The sequence below is a fragment of the Streptomyces sp. NPDC020490 genome (genome assembly GCF_044335305.1).
In the GTDB taxonomy this organism is placed as follows: Bacteria; Actinomycetota; Actinomycetes; order Streptomycetales; family Streptomycetaceae; genus Streptomyces.
Genome location: NZ_JBIRUY010000022.1, coordinates 109,003 through 127,043, shown reverse-complemented (window position 1 = coordinate 127,043; position 18,041 = coordinate 109,003). Strand labels below are relative to the sequence as shown.

At 72.7% G+C, this 18,041-nt stretch carries 17 protein-coding genes; 9 read left to right on the top strand and 8 right to left on the bottom strand.

The genetic code is table 11. The annotated features are described in order from the left end of the window. The first annotated feature begins 10 nt into the window (after positions 1-10). A complete protein-coding gene (locus tag ACH4ZX_RS23145; protein WP_324788693.1) occupies positions 11-550 on the top strand; it encodes an arginine repressor in 540 nt (179 codons plus the stop codon). Positions 551-646: 96 nt separating this feature from the next. Here ACH4ZX_RS23145 and ACH4ZX_RS23140 read toward each other — a convergent pair whose 3' ends face one another. The 5 genes from ACH4ZX_RS23140 to ACH4ZX_RS23120 form a co-directional block, all read right to left on the bottom strand. Beyond that, positions 647-1,387, bottom strand: a complete 741-nt coding sequence (locus ACH4ZX_RS23140) for an FAD:protein FMN transferase (RefSeq protein ID WP_398275822.1) — start codon at positions 1,385-1,387, stop codon at positions 647-649. A 55-nt stretch (positions 1,388-1,442) separates the two neighbouring features. Then, a complete protein-coding gene (locus ACH4ZX_RS23135; protein WP_398275767.1) occupies positions 1,443-2,294 on the bottom strand; it encodes an FMN-binding protein in 852 nt (283 codons plus the stop codon). A gap of 29 nt (positions 2,295-2,323) precedes the next feature. Next, positions 2,324-3,706, bottom strand: a complete 1,383-nt coding sequence (locus tag ACH4ZX_RS23130) for a ferric reductase-like transmembrane domain-containing protein (protein WP_398275764.1) — start codon at positions 3,704-3,706, stop codon at positions 2,324-2,326. A gap of 77 nt (positions 3,707-3,783) precedes the next feature. Beyond that, on the bottom strand, positions 3,784-4,281 hold the full coding sequence (locus ACH4ZX_RS23125) for an FMN-binding protein (protein ID WP_398275761.1): 498 nt from the start codon (positions 4,279-4,281) through the stop codon (positions 3,784-3,786). A gap of 19 nt (positions 4,282-4,300) precedes the next feature. Then, positions 4,301-5,653 carry a ferric reductase-like transmembrane domain-containing protein gene (locus ACH4ZX_RS23120; RefSeq protein WP_398275758.1) on the bottom strand — a complete coding sequence of 451 codons (1,353 nt, stop codon included), beginning with the start codon at positions 5,651-5,653 and terminating at the stop codon, positions 4,301-4,303. 149 nt (positions 5,654-5,802) lie between these two features. Between ACH4ZX_RS23120 and ACH4ZX_RS23115 the strand changes: the two genes are divergently transcribed. Then, positions 5,803-6,543 (top strand): response regulator transcription factor, encoded by a 741-nt coding sequence (locus ACH4ZX_RS23115; protein ID WP_398275755.1) that lies wholly within the window; start codon positions 5,803-5,805, stop codon positions 6,541-6,543. Continuing rightward, positions 6,540-8,015 (top strand): sensor histidine kinase, encoded by a 1,476-nt coding sequence (locus tag ACH4ZX_RS23110; protein ID WP_398275752.1) that lies wholly within the window; start codon positions 6,540-6,542, stop codon positions 8,013-8,015. Before ACH4ZX_RS23115 ends, ACH4ZX_RS23110 begins: the two co-directional genes overlap by 4 nt. Positions 8,016-8,018: 3 nt before the next feature. Here ACH4ZX_RS23110 and ACH4ZX_RS23105 read toward each other — a convergent pair whose 3' ends face one another. Both ACH4ZX_RS23105 and ACH4ZX_RS23100 read right to left on the bottom strand, forming a co-directional pair. After that, the gene (locus ACH4ZX_RS23105) at positions 8,019-8,609 is read right to left on the bottom strand and encodes a pyridoxamine 5'-phosphate oxidase family protein (protein ID WP_398275749.1); all 591 of its coding nucleotides are present in this window, start codon (positions 8,607-8,609) and stop codon (positions 8,019-8,021) included. A 122-nt stretch (positions 8,610-8,731) separates the two neighbouring features. After that, positions 8,732-9,601: a hypothetical protein gene (locus ACH4ZX_RS23100; RefSeq protein WP_398275746.1), complete on the bottom strand. Its 870-nt coding sequence runs from the start codon at positions 9,599-9,601 to the stop codon at positions 8,732-8,734. Between the two features lie 247 nt (positions 9,602-9,848). On the opposite strand from ACH4ZX_RS23100, the gene argH reads away from it, so the two are divergent. The 4 genes from argH (at position 9,849) to ACH4ZX_RS23080 (ending at position 14,758) form a co-directional block, all read left to right on the top strand. Next, on the top strand, positions 9,849-11,282 hold the full coding sequence (gene argH / locus ACH4ZX_RS23095) for an argininosuccinate lyase (RefSeq protein WP_398275743.1): 1,434 nt from the start codon (positions 9,849-9,851) through the stop codon (positions 11,280-11,282). Between the two features lie 178 nt (positions 11,283-11,460). After that, the gene (locus tag ACH4ZX_RS23090) at positions 11,461-12,432 is read left to right on the top strand and encodes an aldo/keto reductase (protein ID WP_398275740.1); all 972 of its coding nucleotides are present in this window, start codon (positions 11,461-11,463) and stop codon (positions 12,430-12,432) included. 197 nt (positions 12,433-12,629) lie between these two features. Beyond that, positions 12,630-13,199, top strand: a complete 570-nt coding sequence (locus tag ACH4ZX_RS23085) for a TetR/AcrR family transcriptional regulator (RefSeq protein WP_398275737.1) — start codon at positions 12,630-12,632, stop codon at positions 13,197-13,199. Beyond that, complete coding sequence (locus ACH4ZX_RS23080) at positions 13,196-14,758, top strand: MFS transporter (RefSeq protein WP_398275734.1); 1,563 nt, start codon at positions 13,196-13,198, stop codon at positions 14,756-14,758. Before ACH4ZX_RS23085 ends, ACH4ZX_RS23080 begins: the two co-directional genes overlap by 4 nt. A 401-nt stretch (positions 14,759-15,159) precedes the next feature. Here the strand turns inward: ACH4ZX_RS23080 and ACH4ZX_RS23075 are convergent, their stop codons facing one another. Further along, on the bottom strand, positions 15,160-15,831 hold the full coding sequence (locus tag ACH4ZX_RS23075) for a lysophospholipid acyltransferase family protein (protein ID WP_360756430.1): 672 nt from the start codon (positions 15,829-15,831) through the stop codon (positions 15,160-15,162). 407 nt (positions 15,832-16,238) lie between these two features. Between ACH4ZX_RS23075 and ACH4ZX_RS23070 the strand changes: the two genes are divergently transcribed. Both ACH4ZX_RS23070 and ACH4ZX_RS23065 read left to right on the top strand, forming a co-directional pair. Further along, positions 16,239-17,399, top strand: a complete 1,161-nt coding sequence (locus tag ACH4ZX_RS23070; RefSeq protein WP_398275731.1) for a glycerophosphodiester phosphodiesterase — start codon at positions 16,239-16,241, stop codon at positions 17,397-17,399. A gap of 91 nt (positions 17,400-17,490) precedes the next feature. After that, on the top strand, positions 17,491-18,039 hold the full coding sequence (locus ACH4ZX_RS23065; protein ID WP_398275728.1) for a sigma-70 family RNA polymerase sigma factor: 549 nt from the start codon (positions 17,491-17,493) through the stop codon (positions 18,037-18,039). The last annotated feature ends 2 nt before the right edge of the window (positions 18,040-18,041 follow it).

Sequence of the window (18,041 nt, the reverse complement as noted above, 5' to 3'; positions counted from 1 at the left end):
TGGGACGACGATGAGCCAGCCGCAGGACGACGCACACAACGCCGGGCCTGCCGTGCCGCAGACCCGCACCGCACGCCACCGGCGGATCGTGGACATCCTCAACCGGCAACCGGTGCGGTCGCAGAGCCAGTTGGCGAAACTCCTCGCCGACGACGGCCTCAGCGTCACGCAGGCCACGCTGTCGCGGGACCTGGACGAGCTGAACGCGGTCAAGATCCGCAACACCGACGGCGACCTGATCTACGCGGTGCCGAGCGAGGGGGGCTTCCGCACACCGCGCGCGCCGCTGGGCGAGTCGGCGAAGGAGGAGCGGATGCGGCGGCTGTCCCAGGAACTGCTGATCTCCGCCGAGGCGTCCGCGAACCTCGTCGTCCTGCGGACCCCGCCGGGCGCCGCGCAGTTCCTCGCGTCCGCCATCGACCAGGCCGAACTGCAGGACATCCTCGGCACCATCGCCGGCGACGACACGCTGCTGCTGATCAGCCGTAACCCGACGGGCGGCCAGGCGCTGGCCGAACACCTGCTGAGACTGGCCCAGAACGGCCACTGAACCGAGCACGGGCCCCGCCGCGGACACACCGCCGGGGCCCGTCCGCAGCGGGGAGGCGGCCGGGGCGCGGCACGCGGTCGCCCGCCGCCGCGCCGCTCAGCCCAGGTGGGAGGCCAGGCCGCCGGTACAGCGGACCTCGTCGCCCGCGGTGATCAGCAGTGCCTCCACGTCCGGCAGGGACTCCAGCCAGCGCAGGCCCTCCCGGGAGCCCATCGCGAAGGCGGCCGTGGCCCAGCAGTCCGCCCAGGTGAGGCAGGGAGCCACCACCGTCACGGCCACCAGGTCGGTCACCGCCGAGCGGCCGGTGCGCGGGTCGACGATGTGCGCGCCCCGCTCTGCCGTCCCGGACGTGGCCACCGCCAGTTCCTGCGTGCCCGCCGCCGAGATCACCGCCGCCAGCCCGCCCGGACGCAACGGGTCCGACACCCCGACCCGCCACGGCCGCTGCGAGTCGGGCGTCCCGAGCAGTTGGACGTCGCCGCCGCCGTTCATGCTGACCCCGCTCACCCCGGGGACGGCCGCCAGCCGGCGGGCCGCACGCTCGGCGGCCCAGCCCTTGACGATCCCGGTGGGATCGAGGCGGCCCTCGTAGCGCATGCTGAACCAGCCGTCGCTCACCCGTTCCGCCTCGGCGCCCAGGCCGAGCACCTCGGCGACGTCCGGGTCGCAGTCCTCGACGGTCAGCTCGCCGCGCGCCAGCCGGGAGAGCTGGCTGTCCTCCCGGTAGGCGCTGAACACCTCGTCGACCCGGTGCAGCCCGGCGACCGCCTCCTGGAGCGCCGCGCGCACGGCATCGGGTTCCCCGCCGCGGACGTCGAAGGAGAAGACGGTCCCCATGACCTCCTCCGCGTGACGCACCGCGGCGGGAGTCCCGGCGGGCTCGGGCACCTGCTCAGCCACCGGCCTGGTCCAGTGCCGACTGCAGCGACTGCTTGTACCCGGTGCTGGTGTAGGTGGCGCCGGACACCGAGTCGATGGCCGCGCTGCCCGCCGCCACCGCCTCCTGGTTGAGCCTGGGCACGGCCAGGGCGGTCTTCTGGCTGCTCTCGCCGCCCTGCGGCGCCTGCACGGCCTCGGCCTTGACGATCTTGCCGTCGCTGACGGTGATGCGGACCTGCACGGGACCGTACTGCGTCTGCGCGACACCGCCGGTCACCGTCCTGGCCTGGGCGGCACCGGAGGACGACGGCCCGCCGCCGCCCTGCGACGAACCGGTCCCGGACGACGAACCGGTCCCGGACGAGGAGCCGGTCCCGGACGAGGAGCCGCCGCCCTGCGACGAGCCGGCGCTCGCCTTCATCTTGTCCAGCGCCGACTGCAGCGACTGCTTGTACCCGCTGCTGGTGTACGTCGCTCCGGACACCGCGTCGATGTCGGCGCTCTGCGCGGCCACGGCCTCCTGGTTGAGCTTGGGCACGGCCAGGGCGGTCTTCTGGCTGCTCTCGCCGCCCTGGGGCGCCTGCACCGCCTCGGCCTTGACGATCTTGCCGTTGCTCACCGTCAGGCGTACCTGGACCGCGCCGTACTGCGTCTGGGCCGCGTTGCCGGTGACCGTGCCGCTGCCGGCGGCGGTCGCCGCCCCGCCCTGCGGCGACTCCTGCGCCCCCGCGGTCTGCTGGGGCACCACGCCCGCCGCGGTGGCGCCCGGGTCGGTCGCCGGCTTCAGCGACAGCAGCAGCACGACTCCCGACACGGTGGCGGCGGTGGTCAGCACGACACGCCGGATGGGATGACTCTTCCTCATCGCTCCTACAGCTCCTGAAGTCCCGTCGCTCACATCTCGAACGACTCGTGATGGATGCGGCGGGCGGGCACTCCCGCGCCGCGCAGTGCTTCGTACACGGTCCGCGCGAACCCGGTCGGCCCGCACATGAAGACGTCGTGCTTGTCGATGTCCGGCAGCTTCTGGCGCAGCCGCTCGGCCGAGATGTCGGGGCGCTCCCCGTCCGGGCTGTTGACCGCGTACATCAACCGGGCGCCGCGCTCCTCGGCGATCGCGGCCAGCTCGTCCCACAGTGCCAGGTCCTGGGTGCTGTTGGCGCGGTACAGCAGGGTGATGTCGCCCGCCGCGCCCGGCAGCGTCTCGAACAGCGCCCGCATCGGAGTGATACCGACCCCGCCCGCGACCAGCAGCACCTTGCCGCGGCTGCGCCGCTGCGCGGTCAGGGCGCCGTACGGGCCCTCGGCCCACACCCTGGTGCCGGGCGTCAGCTCGCGCAGGCGGGCGCTGTGGTCGCCGATCGCCTTCACCGTGATCCGCAGCATGTCCGGGCGCGGTGCGGCCGACAGGGAGTACGGGTGCGAGCTGAACCGCATCCCCGGGGCGAGGAAGCGCCAGCGGAAGAACTGGCCGGCCTCCGCGCCCATCCGGTGCAGCTTCCGCCCGCCGATCAGCACCGACACGATGCCCGGCGTCTCCTCGATCACGGCCTCGACGTGCATGCGGTGCCGCAGGTTGAGCCGGATCGGGGTGAGGACGCGGTACCACAGCACCAGCGCGGTCACGCCGCCGTACAGGCCGTACCAGAAGGTCTTCGCGGTCGGCTCGAGGGCGAAGTCGTTCCCGGTGGTGATCTGGTGCCAGAACGTCAGGAACACCGCCGCGTAGGTGAGCAGGTGCACGTGGTACCAGGCGTCGTACGGCAGGCGCCGGCGGATCCCGCCGACCGAGATGAACCCGATCAGGAACAGCAGGCCGGTGCCGACGGCGGCCTTGCCCATGTCCGGCAGCTGTTCGACGGAGTCGACCGTCTGCTGGACGATGTCGCCGAGCGACTTGCCCGCCTGCAGGGCGTAGCCCCACATGGTGAGGAAGACGTGGGCGAGGACCAGGCAGATCGTGTAGCGGCCGGTCATCGCGTGCCAGCGGGCCACCCGGTCGGAGCCCACCCGGCGCTCCAGCGCGGGCACCCGGGCCATCTGCAGCACCACGAGCGCCATCAGGTACCCGGCGAGCAGGCCGGTGATCCGGCCCGCGTTGAGGACCTTGCCGTTGTCGTCGGCGATGGACGGGGTGTCGTGCCACCAGAGCCACAGCACGCCGGCCGCACCGGCCCATACGGCCAGCAGCAGGGCGGTCGCCGGGGAGCGGCGCGGGCGGATGCGGCGCATCGTCTGGCGGCGGGCGGCGCGGCCGCCTGCGAGCGTGGTGGTCACGGTTCCTCCGGGGGCGGGGGCAAGGGGGGATGGCGTGGTCCCTTGGCCCTGAGATACGTGTCCCGGCACCGGTGCGTTCAGCTGCTCGCGGAGTCCAGCGCGGACTGCAGCGACTGGCGGTAACCGTCACTGGTGTAGGTGGCGCCGGAGACGGTGTCGATGTTCGCGCTCTGCGCGGCGAGGGCCTCCCTGCGCAGCTGCGGGATGGCGTAGCTGTTGATCTCCTGGTCCCTCGGGTTGTCCGAGGGGTAGGCGATCGCCTCCACCTCGGTGAGCTTGCCGTTCTTGAGCGTGATCCGCACCTGGACGGGACCCCAGCGGGTCTGCACCGTGTCACCCGTGACGGTCTTCGTGCCGCTGGTGGTCGACCCGCTGGAGCCGCTCGACCCGCCGGAGCTGCCGGAGCCGCTCGACCCGCCGGAGACGCTGGAACTACTGGAGGGGGCGGGCACCGCGACGGCGGTCTCCGCCGACGTGTGCGGCTTCATCGACAGCAGCAGCACCATTCCGGAAACGGTGGCGGCACCGGCCAGCACGATGCGGCGCAGCGGACGGTTCTTCTTCAGGGCGTGCACGTGGCTGCCTCGCAGACTCTCAGAATTCGAACGACTCGTGGTGGATACGGCTGTCCCGGACGCCGGCGTCCTTCAGCGCCTCGTACACGTCCAGGGCGAAGCCGTGCGGACCGCAGATGTAGACGTCGTGCTCGGCGAGGTCGGGGAAGGCCGACCGCAGCGACCGCGCCGACAGGTCCGGGCGCCGTCCGTCCGCCCCGTTGAGCGCGTACAGCACCTTCGCGCCGCGCCACCGCGCGATCGCCTCCAGCTCGCCGCCCAGCGCCAGGTCCTCGGCGCCGCGCGCCCGGTACAGCAGGGTGACCTGGCCGGGCAGGGTCTCGAACAGGGCCCGCAGCGGGGTGATGCCGACGCCGGCGCCGATCAGCAGGGACTTGTGGGAGGTCTGCCGGTCCTGGGTCATCGCCCCGTACGGCCCCTCCGCCCACACCCGGGTGCCCGGGCGCAGCAGGGCGATGGCCGCGCTGTGGTCGCCGAGCGCCTTGACCGTGACCCGCAGTACGTCCCGGCGCGGCGGGGCCGACAGCGAGTACGGCGTCGACGTCCAGCCCAGGCCCTCGCCGAGGAACCGCCAGCGGAAGAACTGGCCCGGCTCCGCGCCCATCTCGTCCAGCCGCCGCCCGTGCATGACGACCGAGTACACGCCCGGCGCCTCCCGGTGCACCGACTGCACCCGCAGCTGGTGGCGCAGGTTCAGCCGCACCGGAGCGAGGACGCGGTACCACAGCACCAGCGCCGCGACGCCCAGGTAGAGCGCGTACCAGGCGGCCGTGGCCACCGGGTGGCCGTTGAAGTCGTTGCCCAGCACCAGCTGGTGGCTGAAGGCCAGGAACACGGCGGCGTAGGTGAGCAGGTGGACGTAGTACCAGAACTCGTAGCTGGTCCGGCGGCGCAGGGCCCGCACCGAGGTGATGCCGACCGCGAAGAGGATCACCGTGCCGGCGGTGGTCTTGAGCATCTCCGGATAGTCGAGGATCACCGTGAGCGTCTCGTGCCAGAGCGAGGCGTGGTCCTGGGCGGCGTACCCGGCGAGGATCAGCACGACGTGCGCGACCAGCAGGGAGATCGTGTAGCGGCCGGCCATCGCGTGCCAGCGGGCCACCCGGTCGGAGCCGATCCGCCGCTCCAGCAGCGGCACCCGGGCCATCAGCCCGACCAGCACCGCGCAGGCGTACCCGCTCAGCAGCCCGGCGATCCGCCCGGCCCCGGTCAGCCAGCCCGCCGCGCCGACCACGGAGCCGGTGTCCACCCACCACATTGCTGTCACGGCCGCCGCGCCCGCCCACAACAGGGTGAGCACGACGCCCGCCGGGGAGCGTCGCGTGGTCAGCGGCACCGCCGGTGCCGTGCGCCGCTCGTACACGGTCGTCATGGATTGCGTCCTTTCGCTGTCCAGGCCACAACAGTGCAGCGGCAACCTCTGAGCACCCTCTGAAAAGGGGCTCCACCGGCTCACTCAGAGGAAACTCAGAGCCTCGCCCGTCGACCGCCGGCCGGGGGAGGGTGGATCCTGGTAAGGCCATGAACACCACCCGCTCGGGCCGTCCGGCCCTCACCCGTCCCGACGGCACGCCGCTGCGCGTCCTCGTCGTCGACGACGACCCCGACCTCGCCGAGGTGCTGTCCGGCGCCCTGCGCTACGAGGGCTGGGAGGTCCGGTCCGCAGGCGACGGGTCCTCGGCCGCCGCCGCGGCGCGGGAGCTGATGCCGGACGCCGTCGTCCTGGACGTGATGCTCCCCGACACCGACGGTTTCGCCGTCCTGCGCTCCCTGCGCGGCGTGAAGCCGGACGTCTGCGTGCTCTTCCTGACCGCCCGGGACGCGGTGGAGGACCGCATCGCCGGTATCACCGCGGGCGGCGACGACTACGTGACGAAGCCCTTCAGCCTGGAGGAGGTCGTCGCCCGGGTCCGCGGACTGCTGCGCCGCGCCGGCATGGCCCGGCAGCAGGAGGACGGCCCCCGGCTGATCGTCGGCGACCTGGTCATGGACGAGGAGGCCCGCGAGGTGACCCGTGGCGGGGAGCTGATCGAGCTGTCCCCGACCGAGTTCGAGCTGCTGCGCTTCCTGATGCGCAACCCGCGCCGTGTGCTCAGCAAGGCCCAGATCCTCGACCGGGTCTGGTCCTACGACTTCGGCGGCCGCGCCCACGTCGTCGAGCTGTACATCTCCTACCTGCGCAAGAAGGTGGACGCCGGCCGCGAACCGATGATCCACACCGTGCGCGGCGCCGGGTACGTGCTGAAGCCGGTGAGCCGATGAGGCTGCGCGGGCGGCGGCTGTTCCGCCTGTTCCGGTTCCCCGGGCTGCACACGCTCCGGGCCCGTCTCACGTTCGGCCTGGTGGTGCTGCTGGCGGTCAGCTGCGCCGCGGTGGGCGTGGCCGCGGTGATCGGGGTGGGCCGCTTCCTCACCAGCCGGCTCGACGAGCAGCTGTCCGAGGTCGGCGTCCGCTTCCCGGAGAGCCTGGAGCACAAGACGCGGCTGCCCGACGACCGCGACGGGGACGAGCACGGCGACACCCGCCGGCAGGCCATGGGCACCTTCGGTGCCCGGCTGGTCGACGGCGTCCCCACCCACGCGGCCGTCGTGCGGTCCACCGGCATCAAGGCCGTTCCGATGACCTCCCGCGACAAGCGGCAGCTCGTCGCGGTCCCGGCCGACGGCAGGGGCCACACCGTCGAGCTCTCCGCGCTGGACGACTACCGGGTCAGGGCGTGGCGGGGCGTCGACGACGACGTGCTGATCACCGGGCTGCCGCTGGAGCCCGTGCAGGCCACGGTCCACCGCCTGGTGCTGGTCGCCGGGATCGTCTTCGGGCTCGCCCTCACCGTCACCGGCGTCGCGGGCGCGTTGTGGGTGCGCTGGTCCCTGCGCCCGCTGAGCCGGGTCGCGGCGACCGCCACCCGGGTCAGCGAACTCCCGCTGGCCAGCGGAGAGGTGGCGCTGCCGCCGCGCGCCCCCGAGACCGACCCGCGCAGCGAGGTGGGCCAGGTCGCGGGCGCCTTCAACCGCATGCTCGGCCATGTCGAGGGCGCGCTCACCAAGCGGCACGCCAGCGAGGAACGGCTGCGCAGCTTCGCCGCCGACGCCAGCCACGAGCTGCGCACACCGGTGGCCTCGGTCCGCGGCCACGCCGAACTCGCCCTGCTGCATCCCGGGCCGGTGCCGCCGGAGGTGACGCGCGCCCTGGAGCGCATCGCCGCGGAGTCGGGGCGCATGGGCGAGATGGTGGACGAGATGCTGCTGCTGGCCCGTCTGGACGCGGGCCGCCCGCTGGAACGTCTCCCGGTCGACCTGACCATGCTGGTCCTGGACGCGGTCACGGACGCCCGGGCCGCCGGCCCCGGCCACCGCTGGGCCCTGGAGCTGGCGGAGGAGCCGGTCACGGTCACCGGCGACGCGCACCGGCTGCAACAGGTGTTGGCCAACCTGTTGACCAACGCGCGTGTGCACACACCCGTGGGCACGAAGGTCACGGTGTCGCTGGAGACCGACGGGCCCTGGGCCGTACTGAAGGTCCACGACGACGGGCCCGGCGTTCCCGAGGAGGTCCAGCCCGGCGTCTTCGAGCGCTTCACCCGCGCCGACCGCCGCCGCACGGACGCCCCCGGCGGCGGCGCGGGCCTGGGGCTGTCCATCGTGGCCGCGGTGGCGGAGGCGCACGGCGGCAGCGTCGCTCTGGAGAGCCGCCCGGGCTCGACCACGTTCACCGTGCGGCTCAGGACCGCCTGATCATCACGGGGCCGCGGCGGGCGGCAGTGGCAGGGGCAGGCCGGGCAGGCCGTCCATGCTCGTCGCCACGTGCTCCTTCTTGGCGAAGTACTCGCTCAGCGAGGCGTCGTCCTCGCGCGCGAACCGCTTGCCGTGCAGGTCGCGGTCCTCCTCGTACGTCATGAAGGGGACCGCGTAGCCGCAGGTGTCGCGGACCAGGTCGGCCCGAACGACGATGATCGCGCGCAGGCCGTGCGGGGCGGGATCGATGCCGGGGAAGCGGGTGAGCAGGTCCGCGAAGCGCGGGTCGTCACGGAAGACCGGCTCCCCGCGGCCGTGCACCCGCACGATGTTCGGCGGCCCCTGGAAGGCGCACCACATCAGGGTGATCCGGCCGTTCTCCCGGAGGTGCGCGATCGTCTCGGCGTTGGACCCGGCGAAGTCCAGGTAGGCCACGGTGTGTTCGTCCAGCACCGCGAAGGAGCCCTTGAGGCCCTTGGGGGAGAGGTTGACCGTGCCGTCGCCGGACAGCGGGGCGGTCGCCGTGAAGAAGAGGGGCTGGGCCTCGATGAACGTGCGGAGCCTGCCGTCTATGCGCTCATAAGTCTTTCCCACGGATGGCGATTATGACCGCATTTCTTTCGACTGTCTAAGGAATTGTCCGGTCCGGTCCGGTCGGTTCCGACCGCCGCCGCCCCGGCCGGCGCATGACCGGGGCGGCCGCGGCGCCTGTCACGTCACTTGGTGAGCGTGCAGGCGGCCAGGGAGTCCAGGCCGGTCGGCTTGGCCGCCGTCCGGCCGATGGCGATCGCGATGCGGTCGATGGTCGACTTCCGCTTGTCCGCCAGCGGGCCGAGGATGGCGTTGTTCACGAAGTTGGGTCCGCCCTGGCCCACGGTGTCGACCAGGCGCTTGTTGGCCTCCTGGATCTGGGTGTTGAGCAGGGCGAGGTTGCGGTCGACCTCGGCCTTGGCGGAGGCGGGGACCGCGGGCAGCCGCGAGGCGACGTCGGGGCAGGTGATGGTGCCGGCCGCGGAACCGTTCGCGCCGGACTGCTGGCCGGCCCCGGCGGTCGCGGCGGGCGTCGCGGCCCCGGCACCGCCCGTGTTGCCTGCGTTGCCGTTGCCGTTGCCGTTGCCGTTGCCGTTGCCGGTCACTCCGCCCGCGTTGAGGGTGCACGGCGCCAGGGAGTCCAGGCCGGTCGGCTTGGCCGCCGTGCGCCCGATCGCCGTCGCGATGCGGTTGACCGTCGCGACGCGCTTGTCCTTGAGCGGGCCGAGGATGGCGTTGTTCACGAAGTTGGGTCCGCCCTGGCCCACGGTGTCGACCAGGCGCTTGTTGGCCTCCTGGATCTGGGTGTTGAGCAGGGCGAGGTTGCGGTCGACCTCGGCCTTGGCGGAGGCGGGGACCGCGGGCAGCCGCGAGGCGACGTCGGGGCACGTGATGGTGCCCGGGCTCGCCAGGGTGCGGGCGTTGCCGGAGCTGCTCTTGGGCGTCTCCCCGGCGAGAGCGGAACCGGCGATCACGGCCCCGGACAGCACCACGGCGGCAGCACCGCCGATGACCGCCACGCGACGCTTGTTGTACTTCGGAAGAGCCCTGGACATGCGGATGCCTCACTTGGGTCAGGAGCGGTTGACAAACGCGGCGCCGGCGTGCGTTCGGTGGGGAGTACGTGAAAGCGGTTGCGTGCGTTCAACGGCATTCTGGAAATCTCCGTGCGGCCGCCTCAAATTGACGAATCATGCAGAAGTCTGCATACTCATGCACATGCTGCTCCTGCACCCCGCAGAAGGTGCTGCGGGAAGCAACGGCAGGCGGCGGCACATCCGTATCTCTCTAGGAGCGACCCACGTGAGCAGCAACAGCGGTGACGTACGGCTCTGGGGCGGCCGTTTCGCCGACGGTCCCGCCGAGGCCCTGGCGAAGCTGTCCGCGTCCGTCCACTTCGACTGGCGGCTCGCCCCGTACGACATCGCCGGCTCGCGTGCGCACGCGCGTGTGCTGCACAAGGCGGGCCTGCTCACGGACGACGAGCTGACGCGGATGATCGCCGGGCTCGACCGGCTGGAGGCGGACGTGGCCTCCGGCGACTTCGTGGGCACGGTCGCCGACGAGGACGTGCACACCGCCCTGGAGCGCGGCCTGCTCGAACGCCTCGGCCCCGACCTCGGCGGCAAGCTGCGCGCGGGCCGCTCCCGCAACGACCAGGTCGCCACCCTCTTCCGGATGTACCTGCGCGACCACGCCCGCGTCATCGGCGGCCTGATCGCCGACCTCCAGGACGCGCTGATCGGCCTGGCGGAGGCCCACCCGGACGTGGCGATGCCCGGCCGCACCCACCTCCAGCACGCCCAGCCGGTGCTGTTCGCCCACCACGTCCTCGCCCATGCGCAGGCCCTGTCCCGGGACGCCGAGCGGCTGCGCCAGTGGGACGAGCGGACGGCCGTGTCGCCGTACGGCTCGGGCGCGCTGGCCGGCAGCAGCCTCGGCCTGGACCCGGAGGCGGTGGCGAAGGACCTGGGCTTTGAACACGGGAGCGTCGGCAACTCCATCGACGGCACCGCGTCCCGTGACTTCGTCGCCGAGTTCGCCTTCATCACGGCGATGATCGGGGTGAACCTCTCCCGGATCGCGGAGGAGGTCATCATCTGGAACACGAAGGAGTTCTCCTTCGTCACCCTGCACGACGCCTTCTCCACCGGCTCCTCGATCATGCCGCAGAAGAAGAACCCGGACATCGCCGAGCTGGCGCGCGGCAAGAGTGGCCGTCTGATCGGCAACCTGACCGGACTGCTCGCCACCCTCAAGGCGCTGCCGCTCGCGTACAACCGCGACCTGCAGGAGGACAAGGAGCCGGTCTTCGACTCCTGCGACCAGCTCGAGGTCCTGCTCCCCGCCTTCACCGGCATGATGGCGACCCTCACCGTCAACCGCGAGCGGATGGAGGAACTGGCCCCGGCCGGCTTCTCGCTCGCCACCGACATCGCCGAGTGGCTGGTCAAGCAGGGTGTGCCGTTCCGGGTGGCGCACGAGGTCGCCGGCGAGTGCGTGAAGGCCGCCGAGGCCGAGGGCAAGGAGCTCGACGGGCTGACGGACGAGCAGTTCGCGAAGATCAGCGCGCACCTGACCCCCGAGGTCCGCTCCGTCCTCAGCGTGCCGGGCGCCCTGGCCTCCCGCGACGGCCGGGGAGGCACGGCGCCGAGCGCGGTCGCCGTCCAGCTGGCCGAGGTCAAGGCGGACGTGGCGGCGCAGCACGCGTGGGCCACCGCCAAGAACGGGAAGTGACCGCCACGCGCCGCGTGGGAGCCGGCCGCTCCCACGCGGCGCGTGAAGGGTGTTTCCACGCGGACACGCGCCGCCCTGCCCTGCCCTGCCCCCACTGCCGCCCACGCGCGCGTGCGGGGCGGGCGGCGCGGTTACGTTGGTTCCCTGCCGCAAGGAGCCGACCGAACGGAGCCCGCCGATGCCCTTCGCCCGACTGGCCTCAGCAACCACCCCGACCTGCCACATCGGACTCGGTCTCGCCGCCGTCGGCCGCCCCGGCTACCTCAACCTGGGCCGGGACCAGGACCTCCCGGCCGCCCGCGACGTCGACGCGATGCGCCGCCGCACCCACGAACTCCTGGACGCCGCCTACGCGCAGGGCGTGCGCTACGTCGACGCGGCCCGCTCCTACGGACGCTCCGAGGAGTTCCTCGCCGACTGGCTCGCCGCCCACCCCGACGCCGGCGACGTGGTGGTCGGCAGCAAGTGGGGCTACACCTACACCGCGGACTGGACCACCGACGCCGAGGTCCACGAGGTCAAGGACCACAGCCTCGCCGCGTACGAGCGCCAGCGCGCCGAGACCGACGGAGTGCTCGGCGACCGGCTCGACCTCTACCAGATCCACTCGGTCACCCCGGACAGCCCGGCCCTGACCGACAAGGAACTGCACGCCAGGCTCGCCGAGGCGGCCGGCCGGGGCGTCACCGTCGGCTTCTCCGCCAGCGGCCCGGCCCAGGCCGACACCATCCGCGCCGCGCTCGCCGTGACCGTCGACGGCGAACCCCTCTTCCGTACCGTCCAGGCCACCTACAACGTGCTGGAGACGTCCGCCGCCCCCGCCCTCGCCGAGGCGCACGACGCGGGGCTCACGGTGATCGTCAAGGAGGGCATGGCCAACGGACGGCTCACGGCCCCGCACGCCCCGGACGCGCTGAAGGCCGTGGCCGCCGAGACCGGGCTCGGCTGCGACGCGGTGGCCCTCGCCTTCGTCCTGCGCCGGCCCTGGGCCGGCGTCGTCCTCTCCGGCGCCGCGACGCTCGGCCAGCTCGCGTCCAACCTGCACGCGGCCGTCGTGGACCTCGACGACGACCAGCTCACCCGGCTGGCGGCGCAGGCCGAGGACCCCCAGGCGTACTGGCAGCGGCGCGCCGGACTCACCTGGCACTGAGCGTCCCCGTCGTACCCGCCTTACCCGTCGTGCCCGCCTTACCCGTCGTGCCCGCCTTACCCGTCGTGCCCGCCTTACCCGTCGTGCCCGCCTTACCCGTGGTACCCGTCGTTCCCGTCCTCCCCGCCGACCGACGGTCCTGAGCCACACGCATCCATCATGAGACATTCATGTCTCACATGGTCTATGCTCGTCTCATGGCTGTCGATCGTGACCACGTGCTGCGCACCGCCGCCGCGCTGCTGACCCGCAAGTCCACCGCCACCATGGACGAGGTGGCCAAGGCCGCCGGGATCAGCCGGGCCACCCTGCACCGGCACTTCGCCGGGCGCGACGCGCTCGTACGAGCGCTGGAATCCCTCGGCATCGCCGAGTGCGACGCCGCCCTGGACGCGGCCCGCCTGGACGAGGGGACCGCGACCGAGGCCGTGCGCAGGCTCGTGCGCGAGATCCAGCCCGCCGCCGGACTGCTCGCCTTCCTCTACGGAGAGAACCAGCTCTGGGAAGCCGGCCCCGGCGAAGGCTGGCAGCGGCTCGACGCCCGCATCGGCGCCGTGTTCGTACGAGGCCAGCAGGCCGGCGAGTTCCGCTTCGACCTCAGCCCGGTCTGGCTGACCGAGGCGCTCTACGGGCTCATCGCCTCCTGCGCCTGGGCCGTCCAGGACGGCCGCGTGGCCCGCAACGACTTCACCCACATGATCGCCGAGCTGCTGCTCGGCGGCGCGCTGCGCAGAGACGCGGACGCATCACGAAGAGAGGAATCATGACCAGCACCCTGCAGCGTGGGGGCACCCCCTGCTCGAGCGAAGCCGAGAGCCCGGGGAAGAACACGACCGAGGCCGTGAGGCGACCGGGCCGCTGGCTCGCGCTGTCCGTCCTCGTGCTCGCCGTGCTGCTGGTGGCCGTCGACGCGACCGTCCTCGGTCTCGCGACCCCCTACATCAGTGAGGACCTCAAGCCCTCCGGCACCCAGTTGCTGTGGATCGGCGACGTCTACTCCTTCGTCATCGCGGGTCTGCTGGTGACGATGGGCAGCCTCGGCGACCGCGTCGGCCGCAAGCGCGTCCTGCTCGGCGGCGCGGCGGCGTTCGGCGCGGTGTCGGTGCTGAACGCCTTCGCGACCGGGCCCGGGACGATGATCGCGGCCCGCGCCCTGCTCGGCGTCGCGGGCGCGACCCTCATGCCCGCCACCCTGGCGCTGATCCGCAACATCTTCCACGATCCGCGCGAACGCAGCCTCGCCGTCGGCATCTGGGGCGCCACGGCCTCGGCCGGCACGGCGGTCGGTCCGATCGCCGGCGGCTTCCTGCTCCAGCACTTCTGGTGGGGCTCGGTCTTCCTGATCAACCTGCCGGTGATGGCGGTCCTGGTCGTCGTCGGCATCCGCACGCTGCCGGAGTCACGCAACCCGGACCCCGGTCCGTGGGACCTGCCCGGCGTCGTGCTGTCGCTGGTCGGCGTCATCGGCGTGGTCTACGCCGTGAAGGAGACCGCGGCGCACGGCATCGCCTGGGCGCCGCTCGTCTCCGGCGCGCTGGGCGCGGCCGCCCTGTACGCCTTCGTACGGCGCCAACTGACCTCCCCGGCCCCGCTGCTGGACGTGCGTCTGTTCCGCGACCGCGGCTTCAGCGCTGCGGTGCTGGCCGACCTGCTGACCGTCCTCGGCCTGTCCGGCCTGGTGTTCTTCCTCTCCCAGTACCTGCAACTCGTTCAGGGGCGGCCCCCGTTCGAGGCGGGTCTGGCCGAACTGCCCGCCGCGGTGGGCGCGGTGGCGGCGGGTCTGGTCGCCGGGCGGGCGGCCCGCCGCTTCTCGGTACGGGCGGTGGTCTCCGGCGGCCTCGCGGCGGTCGGCCTGGCGCTGGCCGTGCTGACCACGCTGGACCGCTCGACCGGCTACCCGCTGCTCGGCGCGGCCCTGCTGGTGGTCGGTGTGGGCGCCGGCTTCTCCTTCACCGTCACCGCCGACGTGATCCTCTCCAGCGTCCCCAAGGAACAGGCGGGCGCGGCCTCAGCCGTCTCCGAGACGGCGTACGAACTGGGCGCCGCCCTGGGCATCGCCCTGCTCGGCTCGATCGTGACGGGCGTCTACCGCGGCTTCCCGGCCCCGGCGGGCACCCCCGCGGCGGCGCGCGAGTCGCTCGGCGGAGCACTGGAGGCCACGGCGCACATGCCCGCGGCGGCAGCGCAGCAGGCCCTGACGGCAGCCCGCGACGCCTTCGTCGACGGCCTCACCCTGGCAGCCGGCACCGGCGCCGCCGTATTGCTGGCAACAGCAGCGGCTTCCTGGTTCCTCCTACGAGGCCAACATCTGGAAACCCGACACTGAGCCCCCTTCAGGGACACGATCAACACCGGCGTCCACCCTCAGGGACGCGAGGAACCGCGCACAGGACTGCATCCGACCCGCACCGGAAATCCCGCGCCCAGGCGTCCACCCCCAGGGGCGCGAGGAACTGCGCACAGCCCCACATCCGACCCGCACCCGACGTCCCACGTCCAGGCATCCGCCCTCAGGGGCGCGAGGAACCGCGCACAGCCCCACATCCGACCCGCACCGGAAATCCCGCGCCCCGGCGTCCACCCTCAGGGGCGCGAGGAACCGCGCACAGCCCCACATCCGACCCGCACCGGAAATCCCGCGCCCCGGCGTCCACCCTCAGGGGCGCGAGGAACCGCGCACAGCCCCACATCCGACCCGCACCCGACACCCCGCCAACCGTCGGAGACCTACGCCGCCTTGGCCTTGGTCGCGTACATGTCCACGTACTCCTGCCCCGACAGCCGCATGACCTCCGTCATCACGGAGTCGGTCACCGCCCGCAGCACGTACCGATCCCGGTCCATCCCCTCGTACCGGGAGAACTCCATGGGCTCGCCGAAGCGGACGGTCACCCGCGCGGGCCGCGGCATCCCCGCACCGCCCGGCTGGATCTTGTCCGTGCCGATCATGGCGAACGGCACCACCGGCGCGCCCGTCATCAGGGTGAGCCGGGCGATGCCGGTACGGCCCCGGTACAGCCGCCCGTCGGGCGACCGCGTGCCCTCGGGGTAGATGCCGAAGACCTTGCCCTCCTCGAGGATCCGACGCCCGGTCATCAGCGCGGCGACACCGCCCTTGCCGCCGTCGCGGTCGACCGGGATCATGCCGACGCCGGTGAAGAACCAGGCCATCAGCCGGCCCTTGAGCCCCTTGCCGGTGACGTACTCGTCCTTGCCGATGAAGAAGACCTGCCGGTCGCAGACCAGCGGCAGGATCATCGAGTCGATGAACGTGAGGTGGTTGCCGGCCAGGATGACCGGACCGTCGCCGGGGATGCGCTCCGCGCCCTCCACCCGTGGGCGGAACATCAGGCGCATGATCGGTCCGAGCACTGCCTTGATGAGCGCGAAGCGGGACAACGGGCCCTCCGGAGTCAAGGGATGCGGTACGAGTCTGTGCAGGTGAGGACGATACTCGCGGTCACGGCCGTCGCGCACATCGGGCACGGCCGGTTCACCCAGGTCTTACGCAGTGTTGACCCGTCTTCACCTGCGGTCGGGCCGCGTCGCGCCGCCGTAACCCCACCGGAACGGTGTGACGGAGGTCGCGCGTCCGGCGGAGCGCGGCCCGCGCCCCACGCCGGCCGCCGCCCCCGGCCGGCCGCCCGCTCGCGCGCCGGGGTGAGGCCGACGGGTCGTCAGACAGGTGTTCCCGTACGACCATCCTCTGTCACCCGCGCGTTCCGCCCGGGGTCTCCCTCCGGTCACCGGCGCACACCTACGATCGGCCGGCATCAACGGCGAGGGGCCGATAACAGGAGGCGCTCATGACAACGCAGGGGTCGGACAAGCAGACGGGCGGGACCGGGCGGAGGGCGCTGCTCGGCGCGGCGGTGCTCGGCGCGGGCGGGGCGGTCCTGTCCCTGTCCGGCACGGCGCGGGCCGCCGAGCAGGCCGGACGCGGCACCGGCGGCCTGCCCGTGCCGACGATCATCGGCCACCGCGGCGCCAGCGGCTACCGCCCGGAGCACACCTTCGGCTCCTACCAGCTCGCCCTCGACCTCGGCGCCGACATCGTCGAGGCCGGCGACCTGGTGCCCACCAAGGACGGCCACCTGGTCTGCCGTCACGAGCCGGAGATCGGCGGCACGACCGACGTCGCGGACCACCCCGAGTTCGCCGGCCGCAGGACCACCAAGGTCATCGACGGCGTCTCCACGACCGGCTGGTTCACCGAGGACTTCACGCTCGCCGAGCTGAAGACCCTCCGCGCGGTCGAGCGCATCCCCGCCAACCGCCCGCACAACACCCTCTACAACGGCCGCTGGGAGATCCCCACGTTCGAAGAGGTCCTGAAGTGGCAGGACGAGCAGACCCGCAAGCGCGGCAAGCAGGTCTGGATCTACCCGGAGACCAAGCACCCCAGCTACTTCCGCAAGCTGGGCCTGGGCCTGGAGGAGCGGGTCGCCAAGCTGCTGCACAAGTACGGCAAGGACAAGCGGAACTCACCGGTCATCCTGCAGTCCTTCGAGCCGACCAGCATCCAGCGCCTGAACACGCTGGTCGACAACCCCCTGGTCGTCCTGCTCTCCTCGGCGGGCAGCCGCCCCTGGGACTTCGTCGAGGCGGGCGACCCGCGCACCGTCGCCGACCTGATCACGCCGAAGGGCCTGCGCGAGATCGCCGGTTACGCACAGGGCATCGGCCCCACCCTCGACCTGGTGATCCCGAAGGACGCGAGCGGCAACCTCACCACGCCCACCACCCTGGTCAAGGACGCGCACGCGGTCGGCCTGATCCTGCACCCCTACACCATGCGCAACGAGAACCCGTTCCTGCCCGCGGGCTTCCGCAAGGGCACGGACCCCGACGGCTACGGAGACGTCTTCGGCGCCTTCAGGACGTACTTCGCGACCGGTATCGACGGCGTCTTCACCGACAACGCCGACACCGGCCTGCTGGCCCGCCAGGCCTTCGTCAACGGCTGACGCCCCGGCCCCGGATGGGGTGAGGAAACGGCCGCCCGGCAACCCGAAGCCGGGCGGCCGCGTTCTGTGCCGTATGACGCCAGCGCGCCGTATGACGCCAGACTCGACCGCCGGGACACCCGACCCGGTGGCCGTGCCCCCCGGCCTGATCGCCGCCCTGCGCCCGCTGCTCGCCGCCGAGGCGTCCGCGGAGGCCCCCGCCTGCGGCGCCGAGCCGGGCGACCTGGAACAGGCGGTCTGGTTGCGGCTCTTCGAACGCCTCCACGCCGAAGGACCCCCGAAGGACCCGCCCGGCTGGCTGCGCGCGGCCGTCCGCCGCGAGGCCCGCCGCACCCTCCGCACGGCCCGCAGCGAGCGGCCGTACGCCGTGGAGCCGGTGGACGACCCCGGCCGCGATCCCGCGCAGGCCGCCCTCGCGGCCGCCCGCCGCCGGGCCCTGCACGAAGCCGTCCGCCGCCTGCCGGGCCGCTGCCCCCGGCTGCTGGCGGCGCTGCTGTCCCCGGCGGACCCCACCTACCGGGAGATCGCGGGGGAGTTGGGTATCTCACAGGGCAGCCTGGGACCGGAACGTTCCAGATGTCTGGGATGTCTGCGACGTTTGCTCACAAGGGAGGTTGCGGCCCGTGAAGTGCGGGGATAGGA

What these genes read in the sequence shown, in the direction of transcription:
- ACH4ZX_RS23135 (WP_398275767.1), bottom strand. Translation starts at nt 2,294, where the DNA reads ATGAGGAAGAGTCATCCCATCCGGCGTGTCGTGCTGACCACCGCCGCC.
- ACH4ZX_RS23115 (WP_398275755.1), top strand. Translation starts at nt 5,803, where the DNA reads ATGAACACCACCCGCTCGGGCCGTCCGGCCCTCACCCGTCCCGACGGC.
- ACH4ZX_RS23065 (WP_398275728.1), top strand. Translation starts at nt 17,491, where the DNA reads ATGACGCCAGACTCGACCGCCGGGACACCCGACCCGGTGGCCGTGCCC.
- ACH4ZX_RS23145 (WP_324788693.1), top strand. Translation starts at nt 11, where the DNA reads ATGAGCCAGCCGCAGGACGACGCACACAACGCCGGGCCTGCCGTGCCG.
- ACH4ZX_RS23120 (WP_398275758.1), bottom strand. Translation starts at nt 5,653, where the DNA reads ATGACGACCGTGTACGAGCGGCGCACGGCACCGGCGGTGCCGCTGACC.
- ACH4ZX_RS23070 (WP_398275731.1), top strand. Translation starts at nt 16,239, where the DNA reads ATGACAACGCAGGGGTCGGACAAGCAGACGGGCGGGACCGGGCGGAGG.
- ACH4ZX_RS23110 (WP_398275752.1), top strand. Translation starts at nt 6,540, where the DNA reads ATGAGGCTGCGCGGGCGGCGGCTGTTCCGCCTGTTCCGGTTCCCCGGG.
- ACH4ZX_RS23080 (WP_398275734.1), top strand. Translation starts at nt 13,196, where the DNA reads ATGACCAGCACCCTGCAGCGTGGGGGCACCCCCTGCTCGAGCGAAGCC.
- ACH4ZX_RS23140 (WP_398275822.1), bottom strand. Translation starts at nt 1,387, where the DNA reads ATGGGGACCGTCTTCTCCTTCGACGTCCGCGGCGGGGAACCCGATGCC.
- ACH4ZX_RS23085 (WP_398275737.1), top strand. Translation starts at nt 12,630, where the DNA reads ATGGCTGTCGATCGTGACCACGTGCTGCGCACCGCCGCCGCGCTGCTG.
- ACH4ZX_RS23100 (WP_398275746.1), bottom strand. Translation starts at nt 9,601, where the DNA reads ATGTCCAGGGCTCTTCCGAAGTACAACAAGCGTCGCGTGGCGGTCATC.
- ACH4ZX_RS23090 (WP_398275740.1), top strand. Translation starts at nt 11,461, where the DNA reads ATGCCCTTCGCCCGACTGGCCTCAGCAACCACCCCGACCTGCCACATC.